Origin of the sequence: Bradyrhizobium sp. (assembly GCF_049691595.1) — a bacterium.
Lineage (GTDB): Bacteria > Pseudomonadota > Alphaproteobacteria > Rhizobiales > Xanthobacteraceae > Bradyrhizobium.
Window position 1 is genome coordinate 1 of record NZ_JBAVNZ010000193.1, and the last position, 15,361, is coordinate 15,361.

Below are 15,361 nucleotides of genomic sequence, written 5' to 3' on the forward strand. Positions count from 1 at the left end.
GGGCCGGTCGGGGCGTCCGGGACCGAAGCCGGCGGCACCGGCGGCGGCTGGTCTCTGAACATCTGGGCCGCAACCGGATTTGGCATCAGGCAAGCCAGGCTCGCCGCAAACAAAAGCGCCGGGAAAAGCCGCCCGCGCCGCCCGCGTCCGCCGACGCCATTGCCCCTGGAAATCATCGTCATGCTTTTCACCGAAAACGCGGCAAATTCAAGCCTGACGGCTGCGGCCGGCCCCCGGACCGCAGCCTGATCCGCTTTGGAACCCATACCAAGACCCCGCGTTGATCTAGTCGTCGCGGTTCAGTCACAATCTCCGCCTAGGCCGCTTTTTGCGGGGTATAAACCATGCCTACGGAATGCATATGGCCTTTTCTGGCGGAGCCACGCCGCGGCGAATATGCTGGCGACACGGGAGAATTTTTCGGTGCTGGATAACTGGATGGGCCGCGGCCAAAAGGGCTCGGACGGCCACGACAAGGTAGGGCTCGGCAGTATCCGCCGACCGGTGATCGGGCTCGCGCTCGGCGGCGGCGCGGCGCGCGGCTTTGCCCATATCGGCATCGTCCGTACGCTGGTGGCCCATGGCATCATTCCCAATGTCGTGGTGGGAACGTCGATCGGGGCCGTGGTCGGCGGGGCCTATGCGAGCGGCCATCTCGACACGCTGGAGCAATGGGCGCGCAGCCTGCAGCCGCGAAATATTCTGGGCTATCTCGATATCCGCCTCAACGGGTCGGGCCTGATCGGCGGCGCCAAGCTGGCCGCACAGCTCGAGGCCGCGATGGGCCAAAGCCTGATCGAGGATCTGCCGGTAAAGTTCGCCACCGTCGCAACCGAAGTGCGCACCGGCCACGAGATCTGGCTTACCCATGGCCGCATCGTCGATGCGATGCGCGCCTCCTACGCGCTGCCGGGAATATTCTCGCCGGTTCTGGTCGGCGACCGCTGGCTGGTCGACGGCGCACTGGTCAATCCGGTGCCGGTGTCGGCGGCGCGCGCCTTCGGCGCAGAAATCGTCATCGCCGCCAATCTCTCCAGCGATGTTTTCACCCATAGCACCACGATCTATTCGCACGGCCAGCCGGCCGAGCTGACGGTCGCGGTCGCACCCGACCCTGAAGTCGAACCGCCGAAACGCCGTTTCGGCGGATTGTTCTCAGCCGAGCGCACCATGAAGCGCGAATTCTTCGGCAGCGGCGGGCGGCCGGGCATCTCCACCGTGATGGTCGACGCCTTCAACATCATGCAGGACCGCATCACCCGCGCGCGCCTTGCCGGTGACCCGCCCGACTTGCTGATTTCGCCCCGGGTCGGCCAGATCGGCTGGTTCGACTTTCATCGCGCCGACGATTTGATCGCCCATGGCGTGCGCGCCGCCGAGCGCGCCATCGATTCGATCCAGGAAGCAATCCACATCCTGGCGCCGCCGGCAGGCGATGCCGGCGTCGCGGCCGACAAGCGACGCCAGGATTAGCGGTCACGCCGTCTTGATATAATCGCGCAACGCTTCCTGCTCGTTCTCGAATTCCCTGACCCGCCACTTGACGACGTCGCCGATCGAGATCAGGCCGACGACCATGCCTTCCTCGAGCACCGGCAGATGCCGGAACTTGCCCAGCGTCATCATTTCCATGATGCCGGCGACGGTGTCGGACTGCCGGCAACTCACCACCCTGCGCGTCATGACCGCGCTGACCGGCTCATCGAGCACCCTGGCGCCACGCTCGCCGAGCACGCGCACGATGTCGCGCTCAGACAGGATGCCTTCGACGCGGCCCTGGCTCATCACCAGCACCGCGCCAATCTTGCGCTCGCCCAGCATCCTGACCGCGGCCGCAAGCTTGGTGTCCGGCTCGACGCTAACGATCTGATGACCTTTGGAATCGAGAATTGCACGTACCGTCACTGGCGCCTCCCTGAATCCGTTCGCGCCCTCCGGGGCCCGACGCTGTTCGCGAGTCTTCAATCAACCGTTCCGCGCCGGTTTGGTTTCAGGGCGCGGCAGGCAAAGCATGGCTGTCACGCACCGGCAGCCGGCTCTTTCCTTGCGTCACGACATGTGAAGATGATGGATGAAATCGCTCCGCCCCGCAAGCGGCGATCAGGCGCTGCCAGATCCATCCCGTGAAGACGCATCTGCAGCATTTGCGGCGATGCGCGGCACCGGATCAAACAGCGCGAACAGCATCAGGCCGGCGAGGAATCCGCCGATATGCGCTTGCCAGGCGACGCTGGTGCCTTCCGCGCCGATCGCAATCGATCCGACGCCGAAGACGATGTTGACGCCGAACCAGACCGCAAGAAAACCGAGCACGCGCATGTCGCGCAACGCCCGCGACAGCGACAGCGCCGGCACCTTTGACGCCGCCTCGGCATCGCCACGGCTGAACGACAGGAAGCTGCCCCGCACAAAGGCAAAGCGGATCGCGGCCGCCATGGTGCCGGACACCGATGCCGAAGCGCCGATCATCGGTGCGATCGCGTGCTCATGGGTAACAAGATGCGCCAGCGCGCCGGCCGCGGCCGTCACCGCCATGAAGACGAAAAACCGGCTCGCGCCGAAGCGTCGTGCCAGCGCGCTGCCGAACGGCAACAGCCATAACACGTTGAACCCGATGTGGCTGAGATTGGCGTGCAGCAGCGAATAGGTGACGAAGGTCCACACCTTGGCGCCGGCGCCGCCCGGAAAGGCGACGTCCAATAGTGTCGAATCGTAGCGCTTCGGAATGAAGCCGAAGACGTCGATGGTCCAGTTTTCGAGTTCCGGCGGCAGCAGCACGCGCAGGTGAATCGCCGCCACCAGCGCGACATAGGCGGTCAGCGCAGCCGGCAGCGTCAGGATCGGTTCGCGCGGGGGGGCCTGCTGCGGTTCTGGCGGGGATTCCAAGGGCTTAACACCTAAGGCGAGCGGCTCATGCGAGCGATGCGCCCCAATAGGCGGCTTGGCGCCGCGGCGCAAGCACGGGTTTGCGGCAGCTCATGACAATGGCAAGGAAAAGGGGGGCTCCGAGAAAGTCCTTCGCGTCTATCCCTGTCACGCTCAGCGCAGGTGATCGCTACTCCCGTCGCATGACAACCAGACTGTTTGACGTTGGGATATTTGACCTGGATCAACGCACAACTTAGTCTAGGGTGTCTGCTAACCTCAATTTGAAGGGGTGACAACATGATCCGCGGGTTGACGTCAATAATTATCGCTACATCGTTCGGGATTGCCGGCACTGCCCAAGCTGCGGGAGACGCAGCGGCGGGGAAGGCCAAGGCTGCCCTGTGCATCGGATGTCATGGTGAGAAAGGCCAAGGAATCCCGCCGAACCCCGCGTTAGCGGGCAAGCCGGAGGCTGAACAAATCAAGGCGCTAAAGGACTACAAATCCGGCAGCCGCGCCAATCCGGTGATGAATGGGATGGCTGCCACGCTCAGCGATCAGGATATTGAAAACGTGTCCGCTTACTTTTCGTCGCAGAAGTGAGACTGATACGTAGTCGCACAAGGTCCTGGAAATACTTTGTTGGCCTAGGGTAACGCGTGAGCCCGTTCTGCCGCCGGGCCACTCGCTATCCTTGCCGTAACTGTCATTCGGTCGAATCGATGGATCCGCACAAGCAGTCTCAGGCATCGCAGGTCATGCTTCTGGCGTTGAAGAACGGGGCGACTTGCATCGATTGCCACCGCGGCATCGCCCATCACCTGCCCAAGTAACGCAACGCTTCAACCGGGATGGCTTCATCTGCGACAATCCGCTGCTTATCTCAAAGAAACACCAAGAAAGCTATCGACGAGGGTAGACCATGAAGAGGCAACAATTAAGAGCAACCGCGATCGTGCTATGTGCCGCCGCGCTGATTGGCTTCGACGGCATGGCGCCGTCCAGTCAATTGTGCGCCGCCGACACGCAAAGCTTCGCCGAAGACATACTGCCGCTCCTCAAGTGGAGATGTGCGGGCTGTCATCAGAGCGGCGGCGATGGATATGAAAAGAGCGGGCTCGACCTGACCACCTACGAAGGGGTGATGAAGGGAACGAAGTTCGGTCCGATGGTGATTGCCCGCGACCCGGACGTCAGCAATTTGATGTTGCTGCTCGATTGGCGCGTCGCGCCCCAGTTACGCATGCCGCATAACAAGAAGCAGTTGTCCAAGTGCGATCGGGACGCCATTCGAGCGTGGATCAAGGAAGGCGCGAAGAATAACTGATTACCACCGCGGAGAATTCGCCACGGCACAAGCGTCGATCCGACCTCACCAGGTGAAAGCGATCGAGGCGCCCAGCCGGTGAACATTGTAGTTGGGATTATTCCAGGCGAGCCAGGTCATGTAGCCGGAGAAATTCGCGACGGAATACATGTAGGTCTGCATGACGTCGGTTTGCCAATTCTCCACCCTGTTGTTCTCCCAGGCGTAACGCAGCCGCGCAACCACCTTGCCGTTCCAACCCATCATTCTAACAAAGTCTTCGTCGAAGGTGTACGCTGCCATCGCCTCGATGCGCTGGTGGGTACTCCGGACATCCGGATACTGGCCGCCCGTCGCGGCGCTCGGGCCGTTCCCGTTGGCAAAGACCAGCGGTTGCGAGTTCTTGGCGGTGACATAGCTGTAGGCCAGCGTCACGTCGAGCTTGTTCGGAATCACGGCGTGCGTGGCGGCGGCGATGTAGGTGTTTACGGTATCGACGACTCCGGCGGTGTAGTATTGCGTGGGAGCGAAAGGCGGCACGCCTTGTCCTGCCGACGAGATCAGCTGCTTCTGACGATCGTTCATGTAAGACACCACTAGCTTGGTGTCTGGACTGACGACCCATGCCAGTTCCATGCCGGCGGACACCGCGCGGTCAAACTGCAGCCCTACCTCGGTCGCGGGATTGAGCAGATACCGGTCGTCCCTGAAGGAGAACGTCGGGGTCAGCGTGACATTGCGCACGACGTCCACGGCGAGGGACGCCTGGGCCCGGATCCGGTCGCGATTGTCGAACATGAATTGCCGATAGGCGGTCGAGTATCGGGTGACGCTGTCGCCGGCCGGCCATTGCGCCGTCCCGACGAATGCCAGGTAGTCGTAGCTTTCGTAGCGCCTCTGCCCTGCCGACACGCTGGCGCGGGCGGTCACCCAGCTGGCCGGCTTCCAATCCACATATGCCTTCCCGGAATTCTCGTGGGTGGCGTTGACGTCGGCACGCGTCCAATCGTAGCGCTCGTAACCATAGGCGGCGCCGACATTCCATTCCAGCGACGGCCGCCAGTTCAACTCGCTGCCGGCATTCTGCTTGGTATAGGCGATTGAAATACTTTGCACCGGCGCAAGTGGGGCAAAGAAGGACTTGGCGGCGACGGCATCGGCCACCATCCAGTCGGCGAACCTGATCTCGGGCGTGCCGTTGTCGTAATTGTAGAATCGATAGTTGGTCTTGAATTTCAGGTCGGGCGTAATCTGGGTGGTAATCACGTTGTTGACCAGCAGCGTATTGATATTGCCGTTCAGGCTCTGCGCCGGCAGCGCCGCGGTCGAAGTCACGGGAATGCCGGGGGTACCGGTCCAGCCGGGAGGTATGCCGCCGGTGGCGGTAAACGGCGTCAGGGTGAACGGCAGGAACGGCTGGTTCTGCTGCATATTGGTGTAGGCGACCGTTCCCATGTAGCGGCTGTTGAGCGGCAGATCGACGCCCGCGGTCGCGGACGCCCCATTGGCCTGGTTGCTCGGCCACAGCGACATCAGCGCGGTCGGCGCCGAGGGCGAACCGGCGATGGCGCAGCTGACATTCACCGCGCCGGTCGGGCAGAAGGGATTCTCCACCCTGTAGGAACTGGAATCGTCCGTGTAGGTCGAGCCGCTATAGGCGACCTTGACGTTGAATTTCTGATCCCAGAAAGAGGTGCCGGCATATTCGCCGCTGGCACCGTAGTTCTGCGTGGTATCGGCGACCGGCTTGGGCGCGTCGACCCGTACTCCGACGGTACTGGGGCTGAAGATAACACCGTCGACCTGGGTGCCGGTGCGCCGCGTACTGGAATAGTTCGCCCGGAAATCCCAGCGGTCATTGGGCGTGTAACGGTAGTCCACCGAGACGGTATCGCGGCGAATGCCGATACCGGTCAAATGCGTGTTGCTCACAATGTCCTGCTGGACCTTGGCGGCGTTGGCGGGCACGATAAAAAAGCCGCAGCCGGCCGGACCCGGCGTGCAGCCGGCGTCGGTAAACATCTGGTTCGACAATCCCGCCGGCAACGTCAGGTTCGTCGAGCCTACGCCGTTATAGAGCGTTTGCGCGCTGGTGCTGTAGATGTGCGGCGTCTGGTCCCAGCCGACGCCGATGTAGTGCTCACCGGCCTTCGAGGCGTCGAACTGATACTGCTGATCGCTGTAGCCGACGTTTCTTGCCCAGGCATCGAGCTGGTAGACGCCGTCCTTGCTGCCGGTGGAGGCCCAGCCTTCGAGAAACGGCCCCGGCTTGATCGTGCTGTATTCGTAGTATTTGGCCAGGCTGTTGCCGCCCAGTGCGACGACCCCGTCGCGCTGGGGATTATTGAGAAACGCGCGCGCGCCGCCCTCGACGTAATAGTGATACCACCAGCGAGCCGCGAACGGCGCGGGCTCGTCGACATAGGCGACCGCTTCCGCCGCAAGCGCCCGGGACACAGTCAACCCCGCGCAGCCCGCTGGCAGCGTCACGACAATTGCAACAAGAACGCTCCGTTTGATTTCCATGGTCCGGCTCCGTCGACCTTGCCTTTCCGCGGGGCTTCCCGCTACCAAGTGATATTCCAAAGCCTCTATCGCTGCAGCAATGCACCTGACGGACTGTTGCTGCCGTGGATCGCGGTATGGCAGTTTTGACATGCGCGTCCAAATGTCTCCACGGCCCGTGGCCCGGCGGTCAGGGCCCCATGACCGAAGCCGTGGCATTCGGCGCATAGTCGCGGCCGTGACACTTTCAGCATGTGTTCGGTATTGCTGCCGTGCGGATCGTGACAGCTCAGGCAATTTTCCCGCACCGGCGCATGCTCGAAAAGGAACGGTCCCCGCTTTTCGGCGTGGCATTTGTAGCAGTTGTCGTTGATCGAGTTTTCCTTCAACATTGCTTCGGTGGCGCTGCCGTGCGGATTGTGACAATTCGAGCAGGTGATCTTGCCCTCGCGCAGCGGCATGTGCGCCGACCGGAAGATCTGCGCGCGCCGATCCTTGTGGCACTGAAAGCAGGTCTCCATCTCGACCTCGGTCTTCAGCGCGAATTTGCGCGATATCGGCCGCATCACCGTGTGACATTCGGTGCATGCGACGCCTCTGGTTTCGTGGGTACTGCCGTTCCAGTAGGTGCGGTCGCCACGCTCATGGCAGCCGAGACAAATCGCGTTGTTGTCCTCGACCTTGCGGGACGGGTCGTTCTTGCGGAACGACACGATCCCGCCCGGGCTGCTTCCATCGGTGGGTACAGTCATGCCGACCAGAACGGGATCACGCCCGGCCGGCAGCTTTTTTGCGCCGGCAGGCTGCTCGGGAAGCAGGCTCGCATAGTAGCTGGCGATGTTCTTGATCGCACGCTCGTCGAGAGACGCGACAAGCCCGTTGCGGACCAGACTCGGATCGCGCCCCGCGGGCGCATTTTGCGCGCTGCTGGCCTGGCCGCCTCGCACGGGAGCGAGGCTTGCAAAGTAGCTCGCGATGTCATCGATCGCGCGATCATCGAGCGAGGCGACGAGCCCGTTGTGGGACAGCACCGGGGCACGCTGGGCGGGCGGAGCTTGCGCGCCGTTCGGCAAGCTCGGTTGCGCGGGAGGCAGGCTGGCGTAATGGCTCGCGATGTCGTTGATCGTCCGCTCGTCAAGCGCGGCGGCCAGTCCTTTCATCATCGCATTGTCGCGCGATCCGTCCTTGTAGGCCTTGAGCGCGTCGGCGAGAAACCGCGCATCTTGACCCGCAAGGCTGGGCCAGGCGGGATTTGGGCTCACACCCTGCGGGCCGTGGCACCCGGCACACGCCGCGCTGGCGATCTTTCCGGCGGAGGCATCGCCGACCGGCGGTGTCTCCGCCCGGGCGGCGGTTTGCCGGGCGTAATAGAGCGCGATGTCGTTGAGTTCCGCCTCACTGGCATCGGCGAGAAGCGCTTTCATGACGGTGGGGTTGCGCTGGCCGGCAACGTAGGCCTTCATGGCCGAGACGAGATATTGCGGGCTTAGCCCGACGAGGCTCGGAATCCCCGGAATCCGGCTGACCCCGCCTTCGCCGTGGCACGCCGCGCAAGCGACGGCTTTGTTGCGCGAACCATCCCGGTAGGCTCGGATGGCGCCGGCCAGGTATCGCGGATCCTGTCCTGCCAGGCTCGGAAATGCGGGAGATACACTTCCGCCCTGCTCGCCGTGGCACCCCACGCACAGGACGCTGGCCGTCTTGCCGGCTGATGGATCGCCGACGCCCGGGGTCTGCGCCCGCGCGGGGATTTGCCGGGCGTAATAAAGCGAAATGCTATTGAGTTCGGCCTCACCGACACCCGCGAGAAGGGCTTTCATCAGGCCGTGCTTGCGTTCGCCGGTCACGTAAGCCTTCATCGCCGGCACGAGATATTGCGGGTCGAGACCGGCCAGACTTGGCATTCCCGGTCTCTTGCTGATCCCGCCCTCGCCGTGACACCCCGCGCAGGCGACCGACTTGCCGCGGGATCCATCCTTGTAGGCCTTGATGGCGCCGGCGAGATACTGCGCATCCTGACCGGCGAGGCTCGGCCATGCCGGATATATGCTGACACCCTGCTCGCCGTGACACCCGGCACAAAGAGCGCTGGCAGCCTTTCCGGCCGATGCGTCGCCAACGGGCGGGGTCTGGGCGCGAGCCGGGATTTGCCGCGCGTAATAGAGCGCGATGTTGTTGAGTTCTGCCTCTCCCACCCCCGAGAGGATCGTCTTCATCAAATCGTGCTTGCGCTGGCCGGTCACGTAGGCCTTCATCGCCGGGATGAGATATTGCGGGTCCTGGGCGACGAGGCTCGGTATCCCCGGCTTCTTGCTGATCCCGCCCTCGCCGTGGCAGGCGGCGCAGCCGACGGCCTGCACATGTGCAGAGCCCGGACCATGGCAATTCTCGCAATCGAATTTGGCTGGCTGGGTCTTGCCGATTCGCCCCATCAGCGTCTGGCTGAACGACTCGGCCTGGCGCGCATGACAGGACAGGCAGGTTTCCGAACCAAGACGATGAGCGTTGACAAAGGACGGACCATGTCTCGGCGCCGCGGGTATCGGTCTTTTCGGCGGTGCGCCAGGCGCGGTATTCGGAGCTGGACTTGGCTGTGCGCCTTTCCGGAGCAGTTCGCGGAAAGCGTCGAGGGCGTTGTCGGCCGCTGCCATCTTGAGCCGGAACGCGCTGGATGATTTCGGCTGATCCGCCCCGATTTGTTGAGCATACTCTCGCAGCGCCGCAACGTCCGCATTGTCGTGGTGAGGATGAGGGCTCTCGTTCTCACCAATCGTCAAGCGGCCGGCTGGCTCAACCTCGATTTGCCGAGCGTATTCCCGCAGCGCCACGATGTCCGCGGTGTCGTAATGAGGATGGGGGTCGTAATGAGGATGAGGGCTCCCGGCCTTATCGAGGACGGCAGTATTGGATGGCTGACCATCGGCGCGAGCCAGCTCTGCGAACCCGAGCAACCCCGAAAAAATCAACCCCGACAGAACCGTGGAGATCCAACTGACCACGAAGCTGTAGTTCGTGAATTTCCCGGACCACCGTTTCGGGCTCGGGCGCAACCGGAACATGGCGTCCTTTCCCCGGTTCGATAGGCGGCCGTGGACTAGAAGTTGAGGTGGAGCGAACTATCGCAGGTGCGAAACATACCGCTATTTCGGGCACCCAACCGGAACATGGTGTCATCTCCCTGGTTCGAACTTAGCCGCGCGCTGGAGACTTGGGCAAACTATTGCAACAGCGAACCTCGACTTTTCCAAAAACGTGATTTTTTTGCAACAGACTGCTCTCAACTCCATCCACCTGCGCTCTTTCCGGCGCAGACCAGTCCAAGCGCACGCACCTGCGGGCATCGATCCGGCACAGCGTGAAGCAATATGCGAAAAAGGGAGGGCCCCGAGAAAGCCCTCCCTGATCCGTGCTGGCCTTGCCGCGCCGGGATCGGGGAACATAGCCCCTCCCCCGTGCGACGACCAAACTGTTTGACGCCACCTGTGTAATACACCCGTCGGCCCCTGGAGCCGGCGAGAACGGCAATGGACGGGACAGTAGCGGCGCCGCGCCGTTCGCCAAGGAGATAGTTAACTTAACCTTAACAACGCAAACCCATCCGCAGCTTCGCCAAAACGCGGCCGCGGCATGGACGCTGCAAAGCCTGTCCTGCAAAACGAAGAAGGGAAGTCGCCTGCGCGAAAACGGGACAAAAATGTCCCGCCAGGCCAGGCGTAGGGCGAGGCTCAAGCATGAAACATCCAACAAGCCGCGAATTCTTCGCCTATTGGGACGCCAAACGCGGCGACGCGCGGGCCCCTGACCGAAGCGAGATCGAGCCCGGCGCGGTGCGCGATCTGCTCGGCGACATCTTCGTGCTGTCTTACGATCATGAAGCCGGCTATCCGTTCCGCGTCGCCGGCACACGCGTCTGCGCGCTGCTCGGCTGCGACCTCAAGGACAAAGGCTTCGCGGCGCGCTTTACCCCCGACAGCCGCCGCGAAATCGACGACATGATCACTTACGTCGCCGAAGAAATGCTGGCTGCCATCGCCGGCATCACCGCGGTCACTGACGACGGCAGGCCGGCGCATCTGGAATTGCTGCTGCTGCCGTTCAACAACCGTGCGCATGCACCGATCAGCCTGACCGGATCATTGGCGCCGTTCGAAACCGGTCCTGGCACGCTGCGCGATTTCACGCTGACCTCGTGGCGCTATCTGCATCGGCCGGAGAAACTGGCCCCCCGCGCCCTGCGAAAACTGGCGATCGCCCGCGGCTTCATGGTCTATGAAGGCCTGCGCTAGACCAGCAATACGCGCAATCATCCATTGAATTTCAGCGACACCCCTTGCTGTCCGCTGCTGATCGTCAAGTGCCAGCAGCGCCTGAACGCCCGCCGATAGCGGACGTGCGGAGATAGCGACGGACAACACCGGGTCGCCGGCCCCTCGTGTGTCAAATCGCGAACGGGGCCAGCTTGGACCAATTGAACTCCACGCCGGTGCCGGGGATGTTCGGCGCCACGGCGAGATGCGATCTAACCAATAATGGACGTGTCGTGTATTCATCGATGGGAAATGAATGCACTTCAAGCCAGCCGGCGTTCGACTGGCCAGCGAGCAGGCTGACGTTCAGTTCCTGCATGCCGTGGCTGCAAACGGGCAGTCCATGTTTGCGCGAAAGTTCGGCGACCCGCAAAAAGCCCGTTATGCCGCCGCAGTTACCGGCGTGAGGCTGGATGAACGACAGCTTCGCGCGCGCGAAGGCATTTTCGAAATCGTGTATCGTATGCAGGTTTTCGCCCATTGCGAGAGGCATTCCCGTCGCCTCGGCAATGCGACCGTAGCCATCATAGTCGTCCGGGTTGGTCGGCTCTTCAAACCAGACGAGGTTGTAAGGCTTGAAGGCATTGGCCGCCTCAATCGATCGCTCGAGCGTCATACCGTAGTTGGCATCGACCATCAGGGCGACTTCCGAGCCGATCAGCTTTCTGACCGCAGCAATGCGGGCTACGTCCTCGTTCAAGTCGGGCTTTCCGACCTTTATCTTGACGGCGTTGAAGCCGAGATCGAGGTAGCCCTGGATCGACGCGAGCAGTTTCGGAAGCGGAAAGTTCAAATCGATGCCGCCGCGGTAGGCGCGCGTGGTCGTACCGGCTCCGCCCGCCATTTTCCACAGTGGCTGGCCCCGCGCTTTCCCGCGCAGATCCCAAAGTGCGATATCGATCGCGGAGATCGCAAAGCCAGCGATGCCTCCGCGGCCTACATAGTGCATATGCCACTGCATGGCGTCGTGAAGTGCCTCCACCTCGCTTGCGTCCTTCCCGGCAATGAAGGAGGCAAGGTCATGGGTGATCACGGCATGGATCGCACGACCACCGCGGCCTCCGGTATAGGTATAGCCGGAGCCGCTGGAGCCGTCGTCAAGGGTGACTGTCGCCGTGACCAATTCAAAATGGCTGTGGTCCCCGTGCATGGCGTCGGTCAGGACCTCGCGGAGAGGAACTTCAAAGTATCGTGCGGAAACGGTCTTGATAACCGGCATCTGGGCTCCGTCGAGCAACTTGATGGCGCAACCCGGTGCTCAATCCGTTGGCGCCTTTCATCATGTCTCCGTGGCTAGATCACTCCACCAGCTCCGGCCACGGCACGATGGTCGACTTCACGGTTTTCATCGCCATCGCGTCTGCGACCGCCTTGCCGATGCCCGCTTCCGAGAACGGATAGATCGTCTGCATGTCGAGCCAGGGATATTTGTCGCGGGTGCGATAGAGCATGTCGACGCCGAGCGGCAGGTCGTTGCCGGTGAAACCCCAGGAGCCCAGCACGTTGAGGTCCTTGGTGCAGATGCGATGCCATGACGTCTCGATCGAGCCGGCATCGGTGAACTGCCCCATCTCGACATAGGTGCCGCCGTCGCGCAACATTTCGATGCCCTCGGGGCCGGCGCTCGGATGGCCTGAGCAATCCATCACCAGATCGGCGCCAAAGCCGCCGACAATGTCGCGCACTTTTTTGATGCGCGCTTCCGGCGTCCTGAGGTCTTCGATATCGACGGTCGCTTCCGCGCCGAACTTGCGCGCCAGCGCAAGCCGCGGCGTCTCCGGGGCGCCGACGCAGATCACCCGGCCCGCGCCCATCTCCTGGGCGGCGGCGACCGCCAGAATTCCGATCGGGCCGGAGCCCTGGATCACCACCGTGTCGCCCCAGCTGAATCCGCCGGCACGGGTGGCGCGGTTGAACGCGCGAATACAGGAGGTCAACGGCTCCGACAGCGCACCCAGCCGCAGCGACATGTCGTCGGGCAGCTTGTAGATCTTGGTGCCCGGCAGCATCTCGAGATCGACATAGACATATTCGGCCCAGCCGCCCCACAGATGCGGCGCCTTGTCGAAGCCGAGATAGCGGCCGTAATAGACCGGAGTCAGGCACTTGTTGGCGCTTTCGGGATAGTGGATGCAGTAGTAGCACCGGCCGCACGGCATCAACGGCGGGATCATCACCTTCGATCCCAGCTTGAGCGGCTTGCTCATGAAATCTTCGGAAAATTCGGCGCCGACCTCGACCAGCACCCCGCCGATCTCGTGGCCGAGCGTGAACGGCCATGGCAATGGTTTTGGCCAATGACCTTTCAGGATATGCAGATCGGTGCCGCAGACGCCGCAGGCGCCGACTTTTATCAATGCCGCCTTCTTTCCGATGCTGGGCCACGGCACGGTTCGAATAACCGGCTGCGCGCCCGGACCGTCATAAGTGCATACGCGAATTGGCTCCATGAGATTTCTTCCCTGCTTTGTTGTTGATCCGCTCAATCATTGTCCCGAAGGTTTCCTCGCCCTGGTTCGCCGAATCTTAAGCGGTTCGCGCTCGCCTTGCTAACCCCTCATTAACCCTGTCGGCCGTAGGGTCGCTTGACACCGAAAAGGCCGGTCGTCGGGTGGCGAAGATGTCGTTTGCGCAGAAAAAATCCGGTCTTCCCGCGGCCCAGGAGCGACGGCGTTTCCAGCGGGTCAAGGTCCACCTGCTCGGCCGCTACATGCTGCCGGACCGGCGCGAGTTTCCCTGCCAGATCATCAATATGTCGCCGGGCGGCCTCGCCTTGCTGGCGCCCGGCATCGGCAATGTCGGCGACCGCGTGATCGCCTATCTCGATCATATCGGCCGGGTCGAGGGCAAGATCACCCGCATCATCGACAACGGCTTTGCCATGACCGTCGGCGCCACCGCGCGCAAGCGCGACAAGCTCGCCGCCCAGCTCACCTGGCTTGCCAACCGCGACATCCTCAATCTGCCGGAAGACCGCCGCCACGACCGCATCGTGCCGCGCAACCCGATCGCGCTGATGACACTCGAGGACGGCAGCAAGATGACCTGCCGGATCATCGACCTGTCGATGTCGGGCGCCGCGATCGCCGCGGAAACCCGGCCGCCGCTGAGGTCCCTGGTCATGCTCGGCAAGGTCCAGGCGCGGGTGGTGCGAAACGTCGAGGAAGGTTTTGCGCTCGAGTTCGTTCACGAGCAGCTCGCCGAGACGCTCGAAGACAGTATTAGCGCCCGGTAAAGCGCCGGCCGCTCCAAATCCCCGCTTTTCCGGCCTCTGAAGGCGGTACCGGCGTCGCCGGGTACCGCCTTGATTGCGTTGGCGCGCCGCGCAGCCGGTTAACACGGCGTGGTTTTGCCGCGATATCTCGCGCTCTCCCAGCATTCCAGGCGTTAATGCGTACAATTTGAATCAATTGCAGATGTTTCAAAATTTATTCAAGTTATATTCAAGTATAGCTTGAATTAGCGGCAGTTTTTACCTGTATTCGTCTCAAATCTACTTGACTAGTTTAGCGGCAGCGCAAAGGCTTTGTGCGAAACGTGGTCCCAACAAGAAACGGGGGCCACAATGGTTGGGTTCAGGGAACAGGGCAAGGGGCTGGCTGTCATCGCCATCCTGTTGGGAACGAGCGTCTCGGCCAAAGCCGGTGACGCGCCCTATGCGAGCCTCGGCGACATCGCGCGCTCGCCGATCGGCTGGGTCGAATTCTGCGCCGAAAATCCCGGCGATTGCCATGGCAGCGCGACGCAGCCGCGCGACATCGTGATGTCGCAGGCCGCGTGGCGGGATCTGCTGCGGGTCAACAAATGGGTCAACGAGACCGTCAAGCCGATGACCGACATGGATCATTGGGGCGTGGTGGAGAAATGGTCGTTGCCATCAGACGGCTACGGCGACTGCGAGGACTACGTGCTCTTGAAGCGCAAGATGCTGGTCGATGCCGGCTGGCCGCGCGAAGCGCTCCTGATCACGGTGGTGCGCGACAAGAAGGGCGAAGGCCATGCGGTGCTGACCGTGAAGACCGACAAGGGCGAGTTCATTCTCGACAACCAGAACGAAAACGTCGTGGCCTGGACCGAGACCGGCTACCGCTTCGTCAAGCGTCAGTCGCAGAGCGATCCCAATGTGTGGTTGTCGCTCGGTGACAGCCGGCCCGCGGTCGCCACCGCCAGCTCCCTCGATCGCTGACAAGGGAATTTTTGAACCGCGACCCGGTCACATCCCACCCCTCCCCGTCCCAGACCGGGTCGCGCGCGGCCAGCCTTCCCCCAAAAGGCTGGCCGCAACTTTTTGAGCCCCCCGCCAAGCGCATGCGTGCGAAAAGCCGCTGATCCGCGGTGTTTTGTGGGGATTTTGCCATGCAGCACGGGCATAACG

14 protein-coding genes are annotated in these 15,361 nt (G+C 62.5%); 8 read left to right on the plus strand and 6 right to left on the minus strand.

The genetic code is table 11. The features are described 5' to 3' along the window. Together WCE35_RS08905 and WCE35_RS08910 are read left to right on the plus strand one after the other, a co-directional pair. Window positions 1-284, plus strand: a 284-nt coding sequence (locus WCE35_RS08905; RefSeq protein WP_424592979.1) for a hypothetical protein, incomplete at its 5' end; no start/stop codon positions are given. A gap of 139 nt (window positions 285-423) precedes the next feature. Further along, on the plus strand, window positions 424-1,473 hold the full coding sequence (locus tag WCE35_RS08910) for a patatin-like phospholipase family protein (protein WP_424592980.1): 1,050 nt from the start codon (window positions 424-426) through the stop codon (window positions 1,471-1,473). Between the two features lie 3 nt (window positions 1,474-1,476). Here the strand turns inward: WCE35_RS08910 and WCE35_RS08915 are convergent, their stop codons facing one another. Next, a complete protein-coding gene (locus WCE35_RS08915) occupies window positions 1,477-1,905 on the minus strand; it encodes a CBS domain-containing protein (RefSeq protein WP_424592981.1) in 429 nt (142 codons plus the stop codon). Window positions 1,906-2,100: 195 nt separating this feature from the next. Continuing rightward, on the minus strand, window positions 2,101-2,886 hold the full coding sequence (locus tag WCE35_RS08920; RefSeq protein ID WP_424592982.1) for a rhomboid family intramembrane serine protease: 786 nt from the start codon (window positions 2,884-2,886) through the stop codon (window positions 2,101-2,103). Between the two features lie 279 nt (window positions 2,887-3,165). Here WCE35_RS08920 and WCE35_RS08925 point away from each other — a divergent pair, with 279 nt between their 5' ends. The 3 genes from WCE35_RS08925 (at window position 3,166) to WCE35_RS08935 (ending at window position 4,195) form a co-directional block, all read left to right on the plus strand. Continuing rightward, window positions 3,166-3,471, plus strand: a complete 306-nt coding sequence (locus WCE35_RS08925; RefSeq protein WP_424592983.1) for a c-type cytochrome — start codon at window positions 3,166-3,168, stop codon at window positions 3,469-3,471. Between the two features lie 56 nt (window positions 3,472-3,527). After that, entirely contained in the window at window positions 3,528-3,701 is a 174-nt protein-coding gene (locus WCE35_RS08930; RefSeq protein WP_424592984.1) for a NapC/NirT family cytochrome c, read from the plus strand. A gap of 89 nt (window positions 3,702-3,790) precedes the next feature. After that, window positions 3,791-4,195, plus strand: a complete 405-nt coding sequence (locus WCE35_RS08935) for a c-type cytochrome domain-containing protein (RefSeq protein ID WP_424592985.1) — start codon at window positions 3,791-3,793, stop codon at window positions 4,193-4,195. A gap of 45 nt (window positions 4,196-4,240) precedes the next feature. Here WCE35_RS08935 and WCE35_RS08940 read toward each other — a convergent pair whose 3' ends face one another. Next, window positions 4,241-6,700, minus strand: a complete 2,460-nt coding sequence (locus WCE35_RS08940; protein ID WP_424592986.1) for an MtrB/PioB family decaheme-associated outer membrane protein — start codon at window positions 6,698-6,700, stop codon at window positions 4,241-4,243. 65 nt (window positions 6,701-6,765) lie between these two features. Then, window positions 6,766-9,039: a DmsE family decaheme c-type cytochrome gene (locus WCE35_RS08945; RefSeq protein WP_424592987.1), complete on the minus strand. Its 2,274-nt coding sequence runs from the start codon at window positions 9,037-9,039 to the stop codon at window positions 6,766-6,768. Window positions 9,040-10,410: 1,371 nt separating this feature from the next. On the opposite strand from WCE35_RS08945, the gene WCE35_RS08950 reads away from it, so the two are divergent. Further along, window positions 10,411-10,965, plus strand: coding sequence for a PAS domain-containing protein (locus tag WCE35_RS08950; protein ID WP_424592988.1), 555 nt, complete (start codon window positions 10,411-10,413; stop codon window positions 10,963-10,965). A gap of 151 nt (window positions 10,966-11,116) precedes the next feature. Here the strand turns inward: WCE35_RS08950 and WCE35_RS08955 are convergent, their stop codons facing one another. Next, window positions 11,117-12,205 carry a mandelate racemase/muconate lactonizing enzyme family protein gene (locus WCE35_RS08955; protein WP_424592989.1) on the minus strand — a complete coding sequence of 363 codons (1,089 nt, stop codon included), beginning with the start codon at window positions 12,203-12,205 and terminating at the stop codon, window positions 11,117-11,119. A gap of 79 nt (window positions 12,206-12,284) precedes the next feature. After that, window positions 12,285-13,436: a zinc-binding dehydrogenase gene (locus WCE35_RS08960; RefSeq protein ID WP_424592990.1), complete on the minus strand. Its 1,152-nt coding sequence runs from the start codon at window positions 13,434-13,436 to the stop codon at window positions 12,285-12,287. A gap of 170 nt (window positions 13,437-13,606) precedes the next feature. Between WCE35_RS08960 and WCE35_RS08965 the strand changes: the two genes are divergently transcribed. Beyond that, window positions 13,607-14,221 (plus strand): PilZ domain-containing protein, encoded by a 615-nt coding sequence (locus WCE35_RS08965; protein ID WP_424592991.1) that lies wholly within the window; start codon window positions 13,607-13,609, stop codon window positions 14,219-14,221. 330 nt (window positions 14,222-14,551) lie between these two features. Beyond that, window positions 14,552-15,172 carry a transglutaminase-like cysteine peptidase gene (locus WCE35_RS08970; RefSeq protein WP_424592992.1) on the plus strand — a complete coding sequence of 207 codons (621 nt, stop codon included), beginning with the start codon at window positions 14,552-14,554 and terminating at the stop codon, window positions 15,170-15,172. The last annotated feature ends 189 nt before the right edge of the window (window positions 15,173-15,361 follow it).